Source organism: Maricaulis sp. B-26, from assembly GCF_056857855.1.
The window spans coordinates 138,934-159,935 of sequence record NZ_JBSXNX010000014.1; the positions used below are offsets into that span (position 1 = coordinate 138,934).

The 21,002-nt window shown below is 62.1% G+C and carries 20 protein-coding genes; 16 read left to right on the forward strand and 4 right to left on the reverse strand.

Annotated elements, in window-relative coordinates:
- Positions 1–263 precede the first annotated feature (263 nt).
- From AC13HB_RS03470 to AC13HB_RS03515, 10 genes are all read left to right on the forward strand, one after another.
- Entirely contained in the window at positions 264–2,303 is a 2,040-nt protein-coding gene (locus tag AC13HB_RS03470; RefSeq protein ID WP_482948329.1) for a PAS domain-containing protein, read from the forward strand.
- A 105-nt stretch (positions 2,304–2,408) separates the two neighbouring features.
- Positions 2,409–3,317, forward strand: a complete 909-nt coding sequence (locus AC13HB_RS03475; protein ID WP_482948330.1) for an acyl-CoA desaturase — start codon at positions 2,409–2,411, stop codon at positions 3,315–3,317.
- A gap of 222 nt (positions 3,318–3,539) precedes the next feature.
- Positions 3,540–4,706, forward strand: a complete 1,167-nt coding sequence (locus AC13HB_RS03480; protein ID WP_482948331.1) for an acyl-CoA dehydrogenase family protein — start codon at positions 3,540–3,542, stop codon at positions 4,704–4,706.
- Positions 4,707–4,729: 23 nt separating this feature from the next.
- Positions 4,730–5,869: an acyl-CoA dehydrogenase family protein gene (locus tag AC13HB_RS03485; RefSeq protein ID WP_482948332.1), complete on the forward strand. Its 1,140-nt coding sequence runs from the start codon at positions 4,730–4,732 to the stop codon at positions 5,867–5,869.
- A 23-nt stretch (positions 5,870–5,892) separates the two neighbouring features.
- On the forward strand, positions 5,893–6,684 hold the full coding sequence (locus AC13HB_RS03490) for an SDR family oxidoreductase (RefSeq protein ID WP_482948333.1): 792 nt from the start codon (positions 5,893–5,895) through the stop codon (positions 6,682–6,684).
- Positions 6,685–6,746: 62 nt separating this feature from the next.
- Positions 6,747–7,985: an acyl-CoA dehydrogenase family protein gene (locus tag AC13HB_RS03495; RefSeq protein ID WP_482948334.1), complete on the forward strand. Its 1,239-nt coding sequence runs from the start codon at positions 6,747–6,749 to the stop codon at positions 7,983–7,985.
- A 6-nt stretch (positions 7,986–7,991) separates the two neighbouring features.
- Positions 7,992–9,704, forward strand: coding sequence for a class I adenylate-forming enzyme family protein (locus AC13HB_RS03500; protein WP_482948335.1), 1,713 nt, complete (start codon positions 7,992–7,994; stop codon positions 9,702–9,704).
- Entirely contained in the window at positions 9,704–10,165 is a 462-nt protein-coding gene (locus AC13HB_RS03505) for a MaoC family dehydratase (protein WP_482948336.1), read from the forward strand. The genes AC13HB_RS03500 and AC13HB_RS03505 overlap by 1 nt, the downstream gene beginning before the upstream one ends.
- Positions 10,166–10,215: 50 nt before the next feature.
- On the forward strand, positions 10,216–11,136 hold the full coding sequence (locus AC13HB_RS03510) for an SDR family NAD(P)-dependent oxidoreductase (RefSeq protein ID WP_482948337.1): 921 nt from the start codon (positions 10,216–10,218) through the stop codon (positions 11,134–11,136).
- A gap of 53 nt (positions 11,137–11,189) precedes the next feature.
- A complete protein-coding gene (locus tag AC13HB_RS03515; protein ID WP_482948338.1) occupies positions 11,190–12,164 on the forward strand; it encodes an NADPH:quinone oxidoreductase family protein in 975 nt (324 codons plus the stop codon).
- A 78-nt stretch (positions 12,165–12,242) separates the two neighbouring features.
- Here the strand turns inward: AC13HB_RS03515 and AC13HB_RS03520 are convergent, their stop codons facing one another.
- On the reverse strand, positions 12,243–12,647 hold the full coding sequence (locus AC13HB_RS03520) for a DUF805 domain-containing protein (protein WP_482948339.1): 405 nt from the start codon (positions 12,645–12,647) through the stop codon (positions 12,243–12,245).
- A 183-nt stretch (positions 12,648–12,830) separates the two neighbouring features.
- Between AC13HB_RS03520 and AC13HB_RS03525 the strand changes: the two genes are divergently transcribed.
- Positions 12,831–14,219: a M28 family metallopeptidase gene (locus AC13HB_RS03525; RefSeq protein ID WP_482948340.1), complete on the forward strand. Its 1,389-nt coding sequence runs from the start codon at positions 12,831–12,833 to the stop codon at positions 14,217–14,219.
- A gap of 130 nt (positions 14,220–14,349) precedes the next feature.
- Here AC13HB_RS03525 and AC13HB_RS03530 read toward each other — a convergent pair whose 3' ends face one another.
- Both AC13HB_RS03530 and AC13HB_RS03535 read right to left on the reverse strand, forming a co-directional pair.
- Complete coding sequence (locus AC13HB_RS03530) at positions 14,350–14,658, reverse strand: hypothetical protein (protein WP_482948341.1); 309 nt, start codon at positions 14,656–14,658, stop codon at positions 14,350–14,352.
- A 269-nt stretch (positions 14,659–14,927) separates the two neighbouring features.
- Positions 14,928–15,395 carry a winged helix-turn-helix transcriptional regulator gene (locus AC13HB_RS03535; RefSeq protein ID WP_482948342.1) on the reverse strand — a complete coding sequence of 156 codons (468 nt, stop codon included), beginning with the start codon at positions 15,393–15,395 and terminating at the stop codon, positions 14,928–14,930.
- 289 nt (positions 15,396–15,684) lie between these two features.
- Here AC13HB_RS03535 and AC13HB_RS03540 point away from each other — a divergent pair, with 289 nt between their 5' ends.
- From AC13HB_RS03540 to AC13HB_RS03555, 4 genes are all read left to right on the forward strand, one after another.
- Positions 15,685–16,623: a bile acid:sodium symporter family protein gene (locus AC13HB_RS03540; RefSeq protein WP_482948343.1), complete on the forward strand. Its 939-nt coding sequence runs from the start codon at positions 15,685–15,687 to the stop codon at positions 16,621–16,623.
- Positions 16,624–16,668: 45 nt separating this feature from the next.
- The gene (locus AC13HB_RS03545; protein WP_482948344.1) at positions 16,669–18,444 is read left to right on the forward strand and encodes an N-acyl-D-amino-acid deacylase family protein; all 1,776 of its coding nucleotides are present in this window, start codon (positions 16,669–16,671) and stop codon (positions 18,442–18,444) included.
- Between the two features lie 3 nt (positions 18,445–18,447).
- Positions 18,448–18,849, forward strand: coding sequence for a hypothetical protein (locus tag AC13HB_RS03550; RefSeq protein WP_482948345.1), 402 nt, complete (start codon positions 18,448–18,450; stop codon positions 18,847–18,849).
- A 129-nt stretch (positions 18,850–18,978) separates the two neighbouring features.
- Complete coding sequence (locus AC13HB_RS03555) at positions 18,979–20,058, forward strand: CNNM domain-containing protein (protein ID WP_482948346.1); 1,080 nt, start codon at positions 18,979–18,981, stop codon at positions 20,056–20,058.
- Here AC13HB_RS03555 and AC13HB_RS03560 read toward each other — a convergent pair.
- Complete coding sequence (locus AC13HB_RS03560; RefSeq protein ID WP_482948347.1) at positions 20,055–20,813, reverse strand: SDR family NAD(P)-dependent oxidoreductase; 759 nt, start codon at positions 20,811–20,813, stop codon at positions 20,055–20,057. The genes AC13HB_RS03555 and AC13HB_RS03560 overlap by 4 nt on opposite strands.
- Here AC13HB_RS03560 and AC13HB_RS03565 point away from each other — a divergent pair.
- Positions 20,812–21,002: hypothetical protein (locus tag AC13HB_RS03565; protein WP_482948348.1), on the forward strand; the 191-nt coding region annotated here is incomplete at its 3' end. The genes AC13HB_RS03560 and AC13HB_RS03565 overlap by 2 nt on opposite strands.

The following is a 21,002-nucleotide window of genomic DNA, read 5'->3' on the forward strand; positions in this document are numbered from 1 at the left end:
AGCCGTGAATCGAGTAGATGGTATCGTTACGAAAACGTAATGCGCTTCACCAGTCCATCCCGATAGTCGATAAATTGCCGTTTTTTCGGTCGAAAATCGGGAGAAATGAAGTGCGTCTAATCCGCCTGAGTTGTGTTTCCTGCTTTGCGTCTGTCGCGCATGACGGTCGCCGGATATGTCTGCACTTGTGGGAATCGCTGGTATTTGGAAATGTCGGAGCCTTGGGGCAGGTCGATTTGGCGACTGGCCCCGTGGGCCAGTGAATGACAGACAAAATGCCCTCCGACAGCGTCCCCGAGCGCAAGAGCGCAGGCCGGTCGCACGATGTCCTGATCGACATGGTCCGGATTTCGACCGAGCATGGCGACGACCATGATGCGGCCATTCGCGGTCTGCTCGAAGCCGTCAGAACCTTTCTCGACCTGCCCGTCGCCATCGTCAGCCGGATCGTGGCCGACGATTATGTCTTGGAGCAGGTCATCGACCAGGGCGGAGAACTGGTCAGCGGCAAGCGCTTCCGGTTGACCGACACATATTGCGAACGGGTCATCGCGCTGGAGTCTCCGCTCTTCGTCGAACGGGCCGGCGACAGTCTGTTCAAGGGGCATCCCTGTTATGAAGAGACGGGGCTGGAGACCTATATCGGCGTGCGCCTGATGCTCGGCGAGCAGCTCTACGGTACGCTCAACCTGACCTCGCCGGAGCCGCGCAGGCGGCCGTTCTCGCCAGACGAGACAAGTGTGGTCGAGACGGCTGGCGTCATGATCAGCCAGCACATCGCGCTGCGCCAGGCCGATCAGCGTTTTCAGCTTGCTGTCGAGGGGGCGAGCGTCGGTCTCTGGGACTGGAATATCCGGACGGGCGAAACCTACTGGTCGCCGCGTGTCTACGAACTCACCGGTGTCGGTCCGAAAGCGGATAACCGGGGTTTTGATGCCTTTCTGGCCCGCATCCACGACGATGACCGGCCGCGCGTGGTCGCGGCCGTGGAGCGGCATCTGAAATACCGTGAACCTTATGAGATCGAATGCCGTCTGCGGACCTCCGAGGGCCGCTATATCTGGATTCATGCCCGTGGTCAGGCAATCTGGGACGATGACGGCAAGCCGGTTCGCATGGCCGGATCGGTCAATGACATCGATGCGCGCAAGCAGTCGGAGATTCGCGAACGGAACAGACTTCATCTGATGGAAATGGCCGGACACATGGCGAAGCTGGGTTATCTCAGTTTCGACACGACGACCGGCGAAATGAATTGCAGCGAGGAAGTCTTCGAGATCTACGGCCTCGAGCCGGACGCGGACGGCCTCCTCGATGCTTTCATGGAGCAAAGCGTTCACCCGGACGATCGCGAACAGGTTGCCGATTTCGTCAAGGCCGCGCAGGAATCTGGCGAGACCCAATCCCTGACCCGCCGGATCATCAGGGCCGACAATGGCGAGGTCCGCCTGGTCGATTCCAAACTTCGATGTGTGCCTGGCGAGATCAAGGGAGGCTGGCGTTATTTTGGCGTCATGCAGGACGTGACCGAGCAACGCGCCGCCGAATTGCGCCTGCGCCATCAGGCCGAAGCGCTCAAGCGCTCGAATGCGGAGCTGGAAAGTTTTGCCTACGTCGCCTCGCACGACCTCCAGGAACCATTGCGTAAGATCACAGCGTTCGGCGAGCGGCTGGAGGCGGGATATGGCGATGCGCTCGACGAACGCGGGCGCCGCTTCATTCATGTGATGGTCGACGGTGCCGCCAGGATGCGGGCTCTGATCGAGGACCTGCTCGATTACTCACGCGCCTCCAATGTGACCATGAAGTTCGCGGAGATCGATCTGGCCGAACTCGTGGCTGACGTGGCTTCGGAGTTCGATATCGCCGCCGCCGAGTGCGAGGCTGACATCTCGTGCGAAAGCCAGGAGGTGATCACGGGCGATCGCTCGCTTCTGCGGCAGGTGATGACAAATCTGATCGGCAATGCGCTGAAATACCGACGCGAAGACGCTGCGCCGCGAATTGTCGTTTCGATGGATTCGGCGGCGGGCAATGATAGCTGGCGTATTTCGGTCGCGGATAACGGGATCGGCTTCAAGCCGGAATTCGCGACCCGGATTTTCGACATGTTCAAGCGTCTGCATTCACGGGATGCCTATCCGGGAACCGGATTGGGGCTCGCGCTGTGCACCCGGATCGTCGAGCGGCATGGCGGGCATATCTGGGCTGAGGGCAGGCCGGGGGAGGGGGCCGTATTCCATATCGACCTGCCGAAGGAGCCGGCCGACCGGTATTCACTTATGACTGGCGCTCAAGATTGACGAAACCACCTACACTTTACGTTTGACCTGTGCAGTGATTGCGCGGAGATTCCCGTCGCGCGCAGTGCGTACCCGAAATTCTGACAAAGCAGCGAGTTGGCCCATATGACCCTTGAAAACCGGATTCTTGCGCGTTCCGAAGCGATCCTGAAATCCTGGAGAACGCTCAACTGGGCGAGCGCCTTCTCCGCGATCATCTATCCCGCACTGGGGGTGGCACTCCTGCTGGCCATGGTCGTGCTTGGTCTCGTCCTGAGCGGGTTGACCCTTCACTGGTGGTACGCGCCGATCTGCCTTGGCGTCACCGCCCTGACCATTTTCATCTGCAACCAGGGCATCGGCCCGCTCCACCGGATTTGGCAGCACCGCGCCGGCGAGATCAAATGGCCCGCCCAGATCATCATCATGTTCAACTGCATCCTGGCCATGCAGGGAACGCTGAAGGACTGGGTGAACTATCACTCGCAACACCACCGTTTCGCCGACAAGCCGGGCGATCCGCACAATCCGTTCGAGAGCAAGGTCTGGGCCTGGGTCGGTTGGATTCTCTGGCGCGACGAGAAGGATCTGGCTCGTCCGATGCCGATGTGGCTGAAGGAAAATCCGGTCGTCCGTTTTGCCGACCGTTTCCACATCACCCTCTCTCTCGTCATGCACCTGATCGTGCCGGCCGCGATCTACCTGATCGTTGCACTGGCAGGCGGGTCATTGATTTTCACCGCTCTGATTCATGCCAGCGTCATCATCGGACGCGGCATCCAGTTCCATGCGACGACGCTCGGCGTGAACGTATTCGGGCACATGAAGACGCCGCTTTGGTTCGATTATCTGCTCGCGCTTCTGACCGGCGGAGAAGCGCTGCACGACCATCACCATGATTTCCCGCGTTCGGCGCTGCACCTTCCGAAGAAGGGCATCTGGAACCGGATCGTGGACTATAACGGGACCATGCTTCTCGTGGCGCGCCGCCTCGGCCTTGCGCGCAATCTCGAGATCGCGCCGCAATTCGCCTGACGTCTCGCAGAAGTGCAATGCAACAAGACCCCGGCCGAAAGGTCGGGGTTTTTTGTGTGTCTCGCTACACCGCTGCCGCGGCAGCGGTGGGCACACATTTTTGCATTCCGATTTTTCACTGAAATCGCTTCACATGGCCATGGACCCGGACCCGGTTCGGCGCTAGCGTCTTCGCAAGTGCATCATACCGAATGCTCGATAAAGTTCGATAAAGGGGAGACCATGGCCGATCTTGAAGCCTTCCGTGCGGAAGTCCGGGAGTGGCTGGATGCCAATTGTCCCGAGGAAATGCGCCAACCCATGGAGAGCGAGGCAGACGCTGTCTGGGGCGGCAAGAATTTCAAATTCACCGAACCGCAAAAACTGTGGCTGGACCGTATGGCCGCAAAAGGCTGGACGGTTCCTGAATGGCCCGAGGCCTATGGCGGGGGCGGTCTGTCCAAGCTGGAGGCCAAGATTCTCCGCGAGGAGATGCAGCGCATCAAGGCGCGCTCGCCGCTCCAGTCCTTCGGCATCTGGATGCTCGGGCCGGCACTTCTGAAATACGGCAGTGAAGAGCAGAAACTGGAACACCTGCCCAAGATTGCCCGCGGCGAGATTCGCTGGGCGCAGGGCTATTCCGAACCCAATGCCGGTTCCGATCTCGCCTCGCTGATGACGAAGTGCGAAGACCAGGGCGATCACTTCCTGATCAACGGTCAGAAAGTCTGGACCTCCTATGCGGATCAGGCCGACTGGATATTCGTGCTCGTGCGCACCGATTTCCAGGCGCCCAAGCATGAGGGCATCAGTTTCGTGCTTGTCGACATGGACCAGCCGGGCGTCTCGACGAAACCGATCAAGCTGATCTCGGGCCGCTCGCCTTTCTGCGAGACCTTCTTCGACAACGCCCGCTGCGAGAAACACAATCTCGTCGGGGAAATGAACAAGGGCTGGTCGATCGCCAAATATCTGCTCACCCATGAGCGCGAAATGATCGGCGGCATGGGGTCGGGCGGTATGCGCCCCATGGGAGATGTCGCTGTGCAGACGATCGGTCTGGACGATCGTGGCATGCTGGCGGATCCGATGCTGCGGACGGACATCGCGCGGGCCGAGATCGATGGGCTCGCCTTCATGTGCACGATGGAGCGCGTCGCCGACGAGGCCAAGGCCGGGCAGGGCACAGGCGCCAATTCCTCGATGCTCAAATACTACGGCACCGAGCTCAACAAGCGCCGTCTTGAACTGATGATGGATGCGACCGGTCATACGTCGCTGGAATGGGGCGCCGACGAAGACGTCGCCCGCCAGTGGCTGCGCACCAAGGCGAACTCGATCGAAGGCGGGACGTCCGAAGTCCAGCTCAACGTGATCGCCAAGCGCATTCTTGAATTGCCGACCGCCTAGGGCATCGAAGGGGAGACGACATCATGGCCATGGTGCTCAATGAAGAAGCCGGCATGCTCAAGGACGCCGCCCGAGGTTTCCTGGCGGATAGCGCGCCGATCAGTCAGCTACGCAAGCTGCGCGATAGTGAAGACAAGGACGGTTTCGACCGCGCCACCTGGAAGGCGATGGCCGAAATGGGCTGGACCAGCGTCCTGGTTCCCGAAGCCCATGGCGGCGTCGAGATGGGGCATGTCGCCGCTGGTGTGATCGCAGAGGAGATGGGCCGCACGCTGACCGCATCGCCTTATTTGTCCACGGCGATCATGGGCGCGACCGCGCTGTCCCGCTTCGGTTCCGACGGTCAGAAGTCCGAATGGCTGCCGCGCATCGCCGCCGGCGAGGCGATCACCGCCATCGCCGTGGACGAGGGCCGCAAGCATGCGCCCGCGGATGTGTCGACGACTGCGGAACGGTCGGGCAACGGATTCAAGCTGAACGGCAGCAAAACCTTCGTGGCCGAGGCGCATGTGGCGGACATGATGATCGTATCGGCCCGGACCGCGGGCGGCGAGGCCGAGGAGGCAGGCGTGACGCTCTTCCTCGTTCCGCGCGACGCTGCGGGCGTCTCAGTCAAGCGGACGGATTCGGTCGACAGCCGGAATTTCGCATCGGTGACGCTGGATAATGTCGAGGTGACTGCCGATGCCGTACTTGGCGAGGTGGATGCCGGCTATGGCGCGCTCGAAGCCGTGCTGGACGCTGGACGCGCGGGGCTGTCCGCGGAAATGTCCGGTTCGGCGCAGCAATGCCTCGAAACGACGGTCGATTATCTCAAGGAACGCAAACAGTTCGGCCAGATCATCGGCACGTTTCAGGCACTGCAGCACCGGGCTGCACACCTCTATTCCGAGGTCGAGCTGGGCAAGTCGATCGTGCTCAAGGCGCTCCAGACGCTCGATGCGGCACCGGATCATGCGGCTTTGATGGTGTCGGCCGCCAAGTCCAAGCTCGGCCAGGTCGCCCAGCTGGCCGCTCGCGAGTCGATTCAGATGCATGGTGGCATCGGTATGACGGACGAGTACGATATCGGCTTCTTCATCAAGCGCGTGCGGGTCGCCGAAGCGCTTTTCGGCGACGCCAATTACCACGCCGACAAATACGCCCGTCTGCGCAAGTTCTGATCGTCGGCTCCGGGGAGGACCGTATGGATTACAAAGGCAAGGTCGTCGCCATCACCGGCGGCGCCCGCGGTATCGGATTTGCGATGGCTGAAGCCTTCAAGGCAAAGGGTGCGCGGGTCGCGCTCGCCGACCTTGAAGGGGCCGAGGAGGCTGCGAAACGCCTCAGAGCTTTCGGCCGCAAGGTCGATGTGACCAAGGAGGCGGATATCGCCGCATTCCTGGACGAGACCGAAACCCGGCTCGGCCCGGTCGATGTCTATGTGTCCAATGCCGGTATCCTGCGCACGGATGCGCCCAGCTGGGATGCGGCCGGTGCAAGCGATGCGGACTGGCAGGACAGTTTCGAGGTCAATGTGATGGGGGCCGTCCGCGGTGCCCGCCAGGTCTGGCCGCGCATGAAACCCCGGGGCGGCGGTGTCTTTGTCATCGTCGCATCCGCTGCAGGCCTGCTCGCCCAGATCGGTGCGTCCTCATACACGGCGACCAAGCACGCGGCGGTCTCTTTCGCGGAAAGCCTCGCGGTCGCTCATGGTGATGAAGGGCTGCAGGTCGTCTGCGTTTGCCCGCAGGCGGTCCGGACGGACATGATCGGCGACAGCGAGGATGGGGGAATTGCCGGCGCTGACGGCATCGTGGAGCCGTCGGACGTGGCGGACGAAACGCTGGCCGCCATTGACGAGTCCCGGTTTCTGGCCCTGCCGCATGCCAGCGTTGCCGGCTACGAGGCGGCCCGCGCGACCCAGCGTGATCGCTGGCTGGGCGGAATGCGCAAATTCCGCCGGAAGATGGTGGAGGCCCGTGGTCGGCCCGTCTGATGGCGCCTGTAAAATATTGATTTAAATGAGAGAGTGAAGCCGAACACATCATGGGGAGTATGATGGATCTTGGAATAACGGAAAATGTCAAACCGCTGATCGAACAGGTTCGCGCCATGGTGCGCGACGAGATCATGCCGATGGAAGAATCCTATCACGCCGAAATCGGGCGCGAGGGCAATCGCTGGGCTTACACCGAACGACAGACCGAGATCCTGGAAGGCCTCAAGTCCGAGGCACGCAAGCGCGGGCTGTGGAATTTCTGGCTGACCGACAGCGAGCGCGGCTATGGGCTGAGCACGGTCGAGTACGCCTATCTCGCCGAGGAAATGGGCTGGTCTCCGCTGGCGCCGGAAGTCTTCAACTGCGCCGCCCCGGACACCGGCAATATGGAAGTCATCGAGCGGTACGGAAATGCCGAGCAGAAGGAGAAATGGCTCAAGCCGCTCCTCGACGGCAAAATCCGCTCCGCCTACCTGATGACCGAGCCCGACGTCGCATCCTCGGACGCGACGAATATCGCCTTCGAGGCGAAGCTCGACGGCGATGAGTGGGTGCTCAATGGCGAGAAATACTGGTCGTCCGGTGCAGGCGATCCGCGGTGCTCTGTGTACGTCCTCATGGCCAAGACCGAGGACGACGATGCGCCGCGCCACAGCCGTCACTCCCAATTCCTGATTGACGCCAAGACGCCGGGTATCGAAATCCTGCGTCCGATGATGGTGTTCGGGCATGACGATGCCCCGCACGGTCATATGCATATCCGTTTCACCGATGTGCGGGTTCCCAAGGATGCCCTGATCCTCGGTCGTGGCCGCGGTTTCGAGATTTCCCAGGGGCGCCTCGGGCCGGGCCGTATCCATCACTGCATGCGGGCGATCGGGCAGGCAGAGCGGGCGCTTGAGCTGATGTGCCGCCGGGCCGTGTCCCGGACCGCTTTCGGCAAGCCGCTGGCCAAGCTGGGCGCCAATTACGATATCGTCGCGGAGCGCCGCATGGCGATCGAGCAGGCGCGTCTTCTCTGCCTCAAGGCCGCCTGGATGATGGATCAGGGCGATCCGCGCGCCGCCGCGCCGTGGATTTCGCAGATCAAGGTCATCGCGCCGCGCGTTGCGCTCGACACGGTCGATGAGGCCATGCAGATGCATGGCGGTGTCGGCGTCTCGCAGGACACTCCGCTGGCCTCAATGTGGACCGGCCTGCGTACGCTGCGCTTTGCCGACGGTCCGGACGCGGTGCACCGCATGGTGATCGCGCGCAAGGAGCTCAAGCAATACCTCAATGAGAGTCTGGAGGGCTGACGGTCCATGGCTCAACGCAAACCTGCCCCGCCGCGGGCCAAGATCGAAGAGATCGCCAAGCTGATCACCGCCCAGGAGGAAGTCCTCAATGTGGGCGAAACGGAGGTGCTCGGCATCGAGCAGCTGGCCTATGTGAACGCGCCCAGCGACCTTCGCTTCCTGCTCATGAAGGCGATGGAGCATGCCGAGAAAACCGGCGTCGTGTTCGAGGATCAACGCTGGACCTTCCAGGAGCTGGTCGGCAAGTCGCTTGCCGTGGCCAATGGTCTGATCGAGCGCCACGGCGTCACGCCGGGAACGCGCATAGCGCTGGCGCTGCGTAATTCACCGGAATGGATGGCCTGCTTTCTCGGCGTCATCGCAGCGGGCGGTGTGATCGTTCCGCTCAATGGCTGGTGGACGAGTGAGGAAATGGCGTATGGCCTCGAGGATTGCCAGGCCAAGCTGATAATCGCCGGTGCCCGCCAGATCGAGCGCATTCGCCCGCACAAGAACCGACTCGGTCTGACGCTGATCGCCGGCCGCGGCGAGATCGAGAATGTCGATGACAGTTTCGATGCCCTTGTACAAGCGGGGGCCGGCAAGCCGGCACCGGAGATCGCGATCGATCCGGACAGCGATTTTGCGATCTTCTACACTTCGGGATCGACCGGCAAGCCGAAGGGAGCCGTTCTGACCCAGCGCGGAGCGGTCACGACCGTGTTGTCCTTTGCATTGCTGGGCGCAGCTCTGCGCTTGGCCAATGGCGACGAAGACTTCACGGAAGGCGAGCCGGCAGTTCTGGTCTGCCTGCCGCTCTTCCACTGCACCGGCTCGCACGCCGTCTTCATGATGTCGCTCTTTTCCGGTCGGAAAATGGTCCTGATGCGCAAATGGGATGCCGGCACGGCTGTGGATCTCATCCAGGCCGAAAACATCACGGATGTGGTTGGCGTTCCGACCATGTCGCACGAGATCGCACTCGAGGCCGAGCGACGCGGGGTCAAGCTGGACAGCCTGCAGAGCATGGGCACGGGTGGCGCGAAGCGTCCCGAGGCGCATGTCGACAAGCTCAACGAGGTGCTCCCGCAAGCCTGGTCCTCTTCTGGCTACGGACTGACCGAGACGAACGCGCTGGGTACCTTTAACGGCTATTCGGAATACCAGTCCAAGCCGGGCTCCTGTGGCCTGCCGCTGCCGGCCGTGACCTTCATCAAGACGGTCGACCCGCAAGGCAATGATACGCCGCGCGGCGAGCCGGGCGAGGTGTGGATCAAGTCGCCGGCCGTGTTCCGGGGCTATCTCAATCAGCCGGACGCGACCGCGGAGGTCCTCACCGAGGACCGCTGGTTCAAGACCGGTGATGTCGGAATTCTCGACGAGGACGGTTTTCTGTTCATCGTCGACCGGATCAAGGACATGGTGATCCGGGGTGGTGAGAATGTTTCCTGTCTCGAAGTCGAGGGTGCGCTGGCCAAGCATGATGAGATCATCGAGGCGGCCGTCATCGGCATTCCGGACGAGCGTCTGGGTGAGCGTGTCGGGGCCGCCATTTATCTGAAGCCCGGGTCTGCGTTGACAGACGAGGACATCACGGCCTTCCTCGAACCGCACCTCGCCGCCTTCAAGCGGCCTGATACCTATTGGCGGATGGATGGTCCTCTGCCGCGCGGCGGCACCGGCAAGATCGACAAGCCGGGTCTTCGCAAGATGCTGCTCAAGAACACGGAGACCGCCTGATGACTGCCGTCAAACCCAGTGATTTGCCGAGCCATATCGGCTCCGAGATCGGGCTGTCCGACTGGATCGAGGTGGATCAGGCGCGGATCAACCAGTTCGCGGACGTCACCGGCGATCACCAGTTCATCCATATCGACCCGGAGCGGGCGAAATCGGAAACGCCGTTCGGCGGCACGATCGCCCACGGTTTCCTGACGCTGTCTCTGCTGTCGCAGATGGCCGGCGAGGTGGATTTCCGCCTCGACGGCCTGGCGATGGGCATCAATTACGGCTTCGACAAGGTGCGCTTCCTGCAGCCGGTCCGGTCCGGCCGCAAGGTTCGCGGGCACTTCAAGCTGGGCGATGCCGTCGAGCGTAATCCCGGCCAGTGGATGCTGCGCTATGACGTTACCGTGGAAATCGAGGGCGAAGAAAAGCCGGCGCTTATGGCGCACTGGCTCACGCTCCAGATCGTTGGCTGAACCGGCCCCGGCGGTCCGGCTGGCAGCACCGAAGAGGAAAGACAGTTGCAATGAGTGAAATTCGTTTTGACGGCCGTGTCGCGATCGTAACCGGTGCCGGGCACGGGCTGGGCCGTTGTCATGCGCTCGCCCTCGCGGCTCGCGGCGCGAAAGTGATGGTCAATGATCTCGGCGGGTCCGTCACCGGTGAGGGCTCCGGCTCCGCCGCCGAGGACGTCGCCGAAGAAATTCGCGCTGCGGGCGGGGAGGCCCTGTCACACAGGGCCAATGTCACCAAGCCCGAGGAAGTCGCGGACATGGTCAAGCAAACCATGGACGCCTGGGGCCGGATAGATATTCTGGTCAATAATGCCGGCATCTTGCGTGACAAAAGCTTCGCCAAGATGGAGATCGAGGATTTCGGTCTCGTCGTCGACGTTCACCTCATGGGTTCGACGGTGTGTACGAAGGCGGTCTGGCCGATCATGCGGGAGCAGGAATATGGCCGCATCGTCATGACGACCTCGTCCTCGGGGCTCTACGGCAATTTTGGCCAGACCAATTACGGCGCCGCCAAGATGGGTGTGGTCGGCCTGATGAACACGCTGCACCTGGAAGGCGCGAAATACGGCATCCACGTCAATTCGCTGGCTCCGACTGCCGCGACGCGGATGACCGAGGGCCTGATGCCGCCTGCGGCGCTCGACCTTCTAAAGCCGGAAGCGGTCTCGACCGGCCTGGTCTTCCTGGTCAGCGACGCAGCGCCGTCGCGCACCATCCTGTGCGCTGGCGCCGGCGGTTATGCCGTCGCCAAGGTCTTCGAGACGGACGGGATCTATCTGCCTCCGGAAGAGCAGACGCCGGAGAATGTCGCAGCCCGTTTCGACGAGATCGCCGAGGAGAGCGGGCAGAAGGAGCTGAAGGCCGGGGGCGAACAGTCCATCAAATTCCTCACCAAGGCCGCCACGCATCTCGGCGTGAAGATCGGCTAGAGCAAAGCCGCGCTTTTTGGCGCGGCAGTCAAACCAGGATCGGGGAGATACCCATGAAAGCGCTTCTTTGCCGCGAATTCGGCCCGGAAGAGAACATGACGGTCGACGAGATCGACGCCCCGGCGCTCAAGCCGGGACATGTTCTGATCGACGTCAAGGCGGGCGGGCTCAACTTCCCGGACCTGCTCTGCGTGCGAGGCCAGTATCAGTTCAAGCCTGAACTGCCCTTCGTGCCGGGTACGGAAGGTGCCGGACTGATCGCCGAGGTGGGCGAGGGCGTCGAAGGTCTCAAAAGGGGCGTCAAGGTCCTGTTCAACGCGCCGACCGGCGCGTTTGCGGAAAAGGCGGTCGTGCCGGCTGCCTCGGTGACGCCCATCCCGCAGAGCATGCCTTTCGAGGCGGCGGCCGGACTGACGGTCGTCTACGGCACGTCCTATCACGCGCTGAAACAGCGCGCGCAACTCAAGCCCGGTCAGACCCTGCTCGTGCTGGGGGCGGCCGGCGGCGTCGGTCTCGCAACGGTCGAACTCGGCAAGGCCATGGGCGCCAAGGTGATTGCGGCGGCGTCGAGCGATGAGAAGCTGGCGGTCTGCAAGGAGCATGGCGCCGACGAGCTGATCAATTACTCGACCGAAGATCTCAAGGCCCGGATCAAGGAATTGACGGGCGGGCAGGGCGTCGACGTGATCTACGACCCTGTCGGTGGCGATTATGCCGAAGCGGCATTCCGGGGCATCGCCTGGGACGGCAAACATCTCGTGATCGGCTTTGCGGCCGGGGACATCCCGAAACTCCCGCTCAACCTGCCGCTCCTGAAAGGCGCCAATGTCGTCGGCGTCTTCTGGGGGGCCTGGGCGGGCCGTTTCCCCGACGAGCACAAGCAGAACATGGAAGAGCTGTTCGACATGTTCGAGGCCGGCAAGATCAAGCCGCACGTGGCGGGGACCTTCAAGTTCGCGAACTTCCTCGACGCCTTCAACGAGCTCTCCGGCCGCAAGGCCATCGGCAAGGTCGTGCTCGTGCCGTAGGGGCGGGAGCCGGCCGCAAAAGACAAAGGGCGGAGCCGGTCGGCTCTGCCCTTTCTTGTGAGACACTCCCAGCGGACTTCAGCTGAAGACTTCCGGGTTGGCCGCGCCCGTTATCGGGTTGGGGCCGTACTTGTTTGCACCCGCTTCGCTCGGCATCAGGGTGAAGATCAGCAGGACGATACCACCGACCAGCGGGACAAGGCTGATCAGGATCCACCAGCCGCTTTTGCCGGAATCGTGGAGGCGTCGAATGGTGACGGCGAGGTTCGGCAGTAGGATTGCCAGCCAGAAAAGCGACGTGATGACACCGAAGGTCAATCCGTCACTGCTTACCGGTCCGAAGACCATAAGGTCGATCGAGACCGCGATGACGTAACCGATGATCACGAACAGGACCCAGAACCAGTACTCGCTACGTCGAGCCCGTCCCTGGAAGTCCACATATTTGGAAAAACATGTTCTGACGGCTTCGATGAACCCCATTTTCCCCTCCCTCGGGATTTCGGTTGCATGACAGGGTTTCCCAACGCTTCGGGTGTTTCAATCCTTCGGTGAAATAAGATGGGGAAAACGTGAAGGCTTCGAGCTGACGGCATGACTGGAGAGCGGATTTGCTTGCCGTTGGAAAACGCGAGACCATATTTGCAGGAATTGGAGACAAAGGGGATGAGGATGTTTCGTAACGCAGCGGTCACGACCGCACTCATGGCGAGCGCCAGTCTGACGTCCGGCGTGCTGGCCCAGGAGCAGGCACCGCCTGCCGAAGTCCTGGCCGTTCACGACTATGTCGAGGCCGTTTCGGCAGATCGCATCGAGGCCGACATCCGCACGCTTGTCGGGTTCGGAACGCGGCACACCCTGTCGGAAACCGAAAGCGATACGCGTGGTATCGGCGCGGCGAGGCGCTGGATACATGACGAGTTCGAACGCATCTCGGAAGCCTGCGGCGGCTGTCTCGAAGTGATGTACGTTTCCGATACGATCTCCGGTGAGCGCCGCATTCCCGAGCCGACCGAGGTGGTCTCGGTGATCGCCATCCAGCGCGGCCGGCTCGACCCCGATCGCTACGTCATGATGAGCGGCGATATCGACAGCCGCGTGACCGACCCGCTCGACGGAACCTCAGACAGTCCCGGCGCGAATGATAACGCATCCGGCATGGCCGGCGTGATCGAGGCGGCCCGGGTTCTCAGCCAGCACGATTTCGACGGCTCCATCATCTATGCCGGCTTGTCGGGCGAGGAACAGGGTCTCTTCGGTGGCCGGATCGTCGCGGCCCATGCGCTCGAGGAGGGCTGGCGCATCAAGGCCGTCCTCAATAACGACATGATCGGCAATATTTCCGGCATCAACGGCGTAACCGACAACACGACCGCGCGCGTCTTCTCGGAAGGGACGCGCTATGTCGAGACGGCTGAAGAAGCGCGCCTGCGCCGCTTCACTGGCGGTGAGGTCGACAGTCCGTCGCGCAATCTGGCGCGCTTCGTCGACCGGACGGCGGATCGGTATGTCCCGAATCTCGACGTGATGATGGTCTATCGCCTCGACCGTTTCGGACGCGGCGGTCACCACCGGCCGTTCAACGAGGTCGGTATCCCCGGCGTCCGCATAATGGAGACGAATGAACACTATGACCGTCAGCACCAGGATCTGAGAACAGAGGACGGGCGCGTCTATGGCGACACGCTTGAGGGTGTCGATTTCGATCATGCGGCCAAGCTCACCTCGCTCAATGTCGCCGTCATGGCCCAGATTGCCGGTGCGCCGCCTTTCCCGGCCAATGTGGAGATCGAGGGGGCCGTTCAGCCCTCCACGACGCTGAGCTGGACCGCTGCCGAAGGCGAGGCCGCCGAAAACCTCGCTGGCTATCGCGTCTACTGGCGCCTGACCGATCAGCCGCAATGGCAATGGAGCCGTTTCGTCGGGCAGGTCGACACCTACACGCTCGAGAATGTCGTGATCGACAATTACTATTTCGGTGTCTCCGCGGTCGCGCTCGACGGATCGGAAACTCCGGTTGTCTTCCCGGGGCCGGCCGGGTCCTTTGGCGAATAGAGCCGAGGCATTCCAGCACTGGCTGATTTTGAAGGCCGGGCCCGACGGGTCCGGCCTTATGCTTGACGGACAGAAAAATGCCCGCGACCGGGTGGTCGCGGGCATCCAGAAAACAAAAAGGGATGCGCGATCAGCGCGAGACGATGGTGTAGGTCACCATTTCTCCGGTCGCCGCATTCTGGCCTTGCCAGGACGAGCCCACCGAAAGGTCCTGCGCGATCGGTGCGCAACCGCTTTCGCCGGTGCTCCGCTGGACGCAGATCTGGTCGCCATTGACGGTCCAGGTTCCGGCGATGCCGACATTGGTCGTGTAGGTGCCGTCGGCGTTGAAATAAGTGACATAGCTGCCTTGCGACGTCGTGACCTGCAGGGCGTTCTCGACGAGCGTGTCGACAGGCGAGGCCTGCAGGACGATGGCAGCGATAAGCGTGGAAATCATGGTTTCGGTCTCCCCCATAGATTTGATCGGGCTGTTGCAAGACACACGAAACGGACCGCGATACGGTCCGTTCCAAAGCCCGGTATGATGTTAACCATACGCTTCGCGCGTCTCAATGCATGATTTCGATTTTTTCGCGTGCAAGGTGAAATTTTCCGGGGAGACTGGAAAGCTCCCGCATCCCGTCGAGCGGTAGAGCCGGGTCCAAACGCAAACGGCCAGGGCGGTCATGCCCCGGCCGTCTTGCATTGGAGGTGTGCGGGTAAGCGCTAGCTGGCTTCCCGGACCGTCTTGCCGTCGCGTTCGCGAGTGACGACATCGCGGTGGGTGACCGTTTCACCGCGTTCGTTCGCGACCGAGATCGGTGCCAGAGGGACACCGGTGCGCGCGTCGAGCATGTCGACCGGCGCTTCGTCCTCGCCATAGATCCACTTGTCGCCCCATTGCTGCATGGCCATGAGAATCGGGAAGAGAGCCTCGCCACGTTCGGTGAGAACGTATTCCTGGCGCTGGCCGCGCACTCCGACTTCTTCGCGAACCATGATGCCGTTGTCGACAAGCTTGTTGAGACGATCCGTAAGGATGTTCTTCGCGATACCGGTGCTCTCGTGGAAGTCGCTGAACCGGCGCGCACCTTTCATGGCATCGCGGACGATGAGCAAGGTCCACCAGTCACCAACCTGATTGAGTGTTTGCGCAATCGCGCAAGACATTTCATCGAAACGTTTCCGACCCATTCTCGGTCCCCCAAACTATTGGCCACCGCCCTCGTGACCAATGCTACAAACGTATGAACGTACCTTTATACGGTCCCAGCGACCGTTCGGTTCGTCTTGCAACCAACATACCACTTCGATCAAACGGAACCGCTCGGCCAAGTGGTAATTTCGTCGAGTGAGGTGTGCATTAGTTGCAGAAAGCACACTCCTTGGCGAGCCCGTTTGAACAAATGAAAGCGAATTGCAGCTTCGAGAATCGCGTATGCTGCCAAGGTGATGTTTTTAAGTGTTTGACGGGTAAATGAAAATGGACGCAGCAGCGATCGACGCCCTCGAGGTAATAGTTGATGACCAAACGCGGCTGGGCATGGCAATCCTGCTCGTCGTGATGATGTTCACGGTCGCTCTGGCGCTCCGATTCGAGGATTTCAGGGCTGTGAAAGCGGAGCCTTACAGGGTGCTCGGCGGCGTTCTGGCACAACTGGTCGGCCTTCCGCTTCTCACATTGATACTCATTTTTCTGATCGGTCCGCCGGCCAGTATCGCGCTCGGAATGCTGATCGTGGCCTCCTGTCCGGGCGGGAATGTCTCCAATCTTCTCACCCATTTCGCGCGAGGCAATACGGCCTATTCGGTATCGCTCACGACGATTTCCAGCGTTTCGGCCGCGCTCACCACTCCGATCTCGATCCTTCTCTGGTCCTCGCTCTACACGCCGACCGCCGAACTCGTGACGCGGCTGGATGTGGATCCGTTGCCCTTCATCTCGCAGACGATCGTGCTGCTCGCCTTGCCGCTGGCCGCGGGGATGTTTGTCGCGACGCGATTTCCGCGTTCGGCCGCCGCGATGCGCCGCGTGCTGGCGCCGATCTCGCTCGGCTCCATCGCCGTGCTCGTCATCGTCGGCGCAGCGCAGAACTGGGACGTCATTCTGACGGCGGGCAGTGTCGTGATCCCGATCGTGGTGATTCATAATGCAGCCGCTTTCGCTCTCGGATCTTTGTCGGGGCGAGCCATGCGCATGGAAGCGGCCCGGCGGCGTTCGCTGGCTTTCGAGGTCGGCATCCAGAATTCCGGACTCGGGCTTCTGCTTCTTCTCAGCCAGTTCGACGGCGTCGGCGGCGCGGCGGCTATCATCGGCATGTGGAGTATCTGGCATTTGATCGGCGGGAGCGCACTGGCTGGCTTGTTCCGCGGTCTCGATTGGCTGAAACTGCGCCGTAAAGAGGTGCCGGCGGGAGAGTAGGGGCTCTTCGCCTTGGACCGGCGCCCGAACACGGGGAGTCGATCCATGTACGATCTCAAGATTACCGGCGGTACGCTCCAGGACGGGGATGGCGGCGCATCGCGGAGTGCCGATATTGCCATCAAGGACGGTCGCATTGCTGCGATCGGCAGGGATCTCGGCGAGGCGACGCGCGTAATCGATGCGCGCGGCAAGCTCGTGACGCCGGGCTTCATCGACATTCACACCCATTACGATGGCCAGGCGAGCTGGGATGGCGAACTGCGACCCTCGATCGATCACGGCGTCACCACCGCAGTGATGGGCAATTGCGGGGTCGGCTTTGCGCCCGTGCGAGAAAACGATCATGAAAAGCTGATCAAGCTGATGGAAGGCGTCGAGGACATTCCAGGTACGGCTCTGCATGAAGGGCTGACCTGGGAGTGGGAGAGCTTTCCGGAATATCTCGACGCGCTGGCGAGGATTCCGCGCACGATCGATATCGCCGCCATGCTCCCCCACGATCCGCTGCGGGTCTATGTGATGGGAGACCGGGCGGTGCATTCCGAGCCGGCCAATGACGATGATATCGCCGAAATGCGCCGCCTCACGCGCGAAGCGCTCGAAGCGGGCGCGATCGGCTTCGCGACCGGACGGTCCGATGTCCACAAGACGGCCGATGGCGACTGGACTCCTTCCTCTGAAGCGACCCGCGACGAACTCACGGGCATCGCAAAAGCCTTCGATGGCCTCGACCATGGGGTTGTCCAGGCCGTGTCCGATTTTAACCTGGAGCGCGGCGAGGAGGATTTCGACGAGGAATGGGACATCATCGCGGACTATGCCAAGGCGTCCGGACGGCCATTCTCTTTCTCGCTCATGCAGCGCGACTTCGCGCCGGATCAATGGCTCAAGCTGATCGGGCTTTCCGAGAAGCTGAAGGAAGAGGGGGTGGATGCCCGTATGCAGGTTGCCCCTCGCGCCATCGGGGTCTTCCTCGGCTTTAACTGCACCTTCCATCCCTTCATGGGCTATCCGAGCTACAAGACCATCGCCCATCTGCCGCTTGAGGAACGTGTGGCGAAGATGAAGGCGCCGGAATTCAAGGCGCAGATCCTGTCGGAAAAGACCGACAAGCTTTCCGGGCCCGGTTCCTCCGTTCCGCCGCTGGCGGATCTCCTCATGGAGCATATCGAATTCGTGGCGGAGAAATTCTTCCAGCTCGGCGATCCGCCGGATTACGAGCAGCCGCCGGAAAACTCGCTCGCGGCGAGGGCGCGCGAGAAAGGCGTGTCCCTGATGGAAATGGTCTACGATACGCTGCTTGAGCGAGACGGGCACGAGCTCATCTATCTGCCGCTTTATAATTATACCGAGCTCAATTACGACAATGTGCTCAAGATGATGGAGCATCCCCAGGCGCTTTACGGCCTGTCCGACGGCGGTGCCCATGTCGGCACGGTGTGCGACGCCTCCATGCCGACCTACATGCTCACCCACTGGACCCGCGACCGCAAACGCGGCCGCAAGCTCGACCTTTCCAAAGTGGTGCGGATGCTGACCGGAGCGCAGGCCGATTATCTCGGCATGCGTGATCGCGGTTATCTGCGCGAAGGCCTCAAGGCCGATATCAACATAATCGATCTCGACCGGCTCCAGGCCGAGCCTCCGCACATGGAGCAGGACCTGCCGGCGGGCGGGCAGCGACTGCTGCAGGGCGCGCGCGGTTACGTAGCCACGATCGTTTCCGGCGAAGTGGTGATGGAGGAAGGCAGGCTGACCGGCGCCATGCCGGGGCGGGTATACCGTGCCGGCCAGGACGCGAAGATCGCGGCGGAGTAGGGCATGCGCATTTTCTCCGGGCTCGTGCTCTGGGTGGTCTTGACGATCACGGCGCTGGCGCTTGTCCTGCTTTTCCTCGACCCTTCGAGCTGGCCCGTCGCACTGGTTGCCCTGGCCTTTCTGCCTCTGGCCGGTTTTATCCTCCGGACCACCGGCCGCATGGTCAGGATGCGGGGAACACCGCGCAGCAATGCGGCGGTCCGTGCCTCATTGGTGGGCGGCGGCGCGCTTTTGATCTCCGCCCTCGGTACGCGCATCGCCGAAGCCGCGGGCTGGATCGGGGCGGAGACGAATGGCCGGTCGCTGGTCAGCATTGTCTTCGTCCTGGTTATCGTCGCAGGTGATTTCATGGCCGTACGGATGCAGAAAGACCGCGAGAGCGATCATGACCACGACGGGGAATAATCCGGTGTTTCTTTGCTGATGCTGCCGGCGGCCAGGCGTATTGCCGAAAGTCCGGATTTCCTCGGCATAGGGCGGGAAACGCGCTAGACCGGGCTGCGATACTGCATGGTGCTGATTGAAAAGACCTAGATGACCCTCCTTCTCGCCTTTCTGGCTCTCGCATTGTTCGTTTCGTTCTTCTGTTCGATCGCCGAGGCCGTGATCCTCTCGGTGCGTCCGGCCTATGTCGAAGCGCTGCATCGCAAGCGACCGCGTTCGGCGAAGGCATTGCGGATATTGCAGGGCAATCTCGACCGGCCTCTGGCTGCGATCCTGACGCTCAACACGGTGGCTCATACGGTCGGCGCGGCCGGTGTCGGTGCGCAGGCGGCCGTCGTCTTCGGGAGCGAATATCTCGGCATTGCGTCCGCGGTCCTGACCCTCCTGATTCTGGTGTTTTCGGAGATCATTCCGAAGACGCTCGGCGCGGTGCACTGGCAGACCCTGGCTCCGGCTTTGGGGCGGATCGTGCTCTGGCTTACGCGGGCCATGACGCCTTTCGTCTGGCTCTCGGAACGGCTGACCCGACTGCTCGCCCGATCCGATGAGGGCGCCAGCACGGTGTCGCGCGACGAGATGCGCGCCATGGCGGAAATCGGGGCCCGGGAAGGCGTCCTTGAAGACAAGGAACTTGCCATCGTCTCGAACCTGATGCGCCTGCACCGGCTCAAGGTCGAGGACATCATGACGCCGGCCTCCGTCATGGTGGCGATCGGCGAGGCGGAGACCGTGCGCGAATTCTTCGATACGCACGCCCAGGTGCCGTTCTCGCGGCTGCCGGTGTTTGCGGAGAATGCGCACCAGATCACCGGCTATGTTCTCAAGTCGGATCTTCTCCTGGCGCAGGCGCGGGACGAGTTCGACCGCACCATCGGCGAGTTCAGGCGCGAGGTCATGACCCTGCGCGACGATATCAGCGCCTCTGCCGCCTATGACCGCCTGACGCGGTCGAAAGGCCATCTGGCCATCGTGGTGGATGAATACGGCTCCCTGCGCGGTCTCGTGACCATGGAAGACGTGGTCGAGACCCTGCTGGGCCTTGAGATCACGGATGAAGCCGACACGGCCGAGGACATGCAGGCGCTTGCGCGTCAGCGCTGGCGCGACCGCATGAGTGCGATGGGCATTGATCCCGACTCCATGCTGGATGCCGGAAAAACGGACGCCTAGCGGACGTAGCTGGCGCCGTTGATGTCGATGCAGGAACCGGTCGCGCTGCGGCAGGCGCCGGAGGCGAGGAAGGCGCACATGGCCGCGATCTCTTCCGGCTGGGCGAGGTCGCCGATCGGGATTTCCGCCTTGGCGCGGGCCCGGTCTTCCTCGTGCTGCGGCCCCATCCGGGTGTCGATCCAGCCCGGGGTGAGGGCATAGGCATAGATGCCTTCATTGCCCCATTGCCGCGCGATCGTCTTGGTCAGCGACAGGACGGCGCCCTTGGAGGCACCGTAGGCCATGTGTTCGCGGTCCTCGCCGCGATAGCCCGCGCGGCTGGCGATATTGATGATGGAGCCGCCGCCCGAGGCCGCCATTTCCGGAATTGCAGCACGGCAGATGTCCGCCACCGCCATGAGGTTGACCTGTAATACGCTTGCCCAGGCCTGTTCCCACTCCGCGTCCGAGGCGTTCAGCGGGCTGGCCCAGTGAATGCCCGCATTATTGATGACGACGTCCAGCCGTCCGCCGGCCAGATGGAGCGCCTTGTCGTAGAGCTCGCGGCCGGCACCGGGCTGCGACAGGTCGGCCTGCACCGCGCCAAGTGCCTTCGGCCCGATTTCCCGCACCGCTGTGTCGGCATCGACCATGTTCTGATTGCCGTGAAGGATCACCTCCGCGCCCTGGGCCGCGAAAGTGTGCGCGGCGGCGAGACCCACCCCATGGCTCGATCCGGTGATCAGGGCGCGTTTTCCGGCAAGGGGAAGGGACATGTCGGGTTTCCTTCTGGCATTGGTGCACGAAAGCGATTCTGTTTCGGACAATATCGTCTTCCCCCGCCGGGGGAAGTGGGCCGCGGCAAAGCCGCGGGTCGATGGGGGTATTCGGCGTTTCATCCTGCACCATCCCCCTCCGTCCCTGCGGGACACCTCCCCCGGCGGGGGAGGACGAAACACCGATAG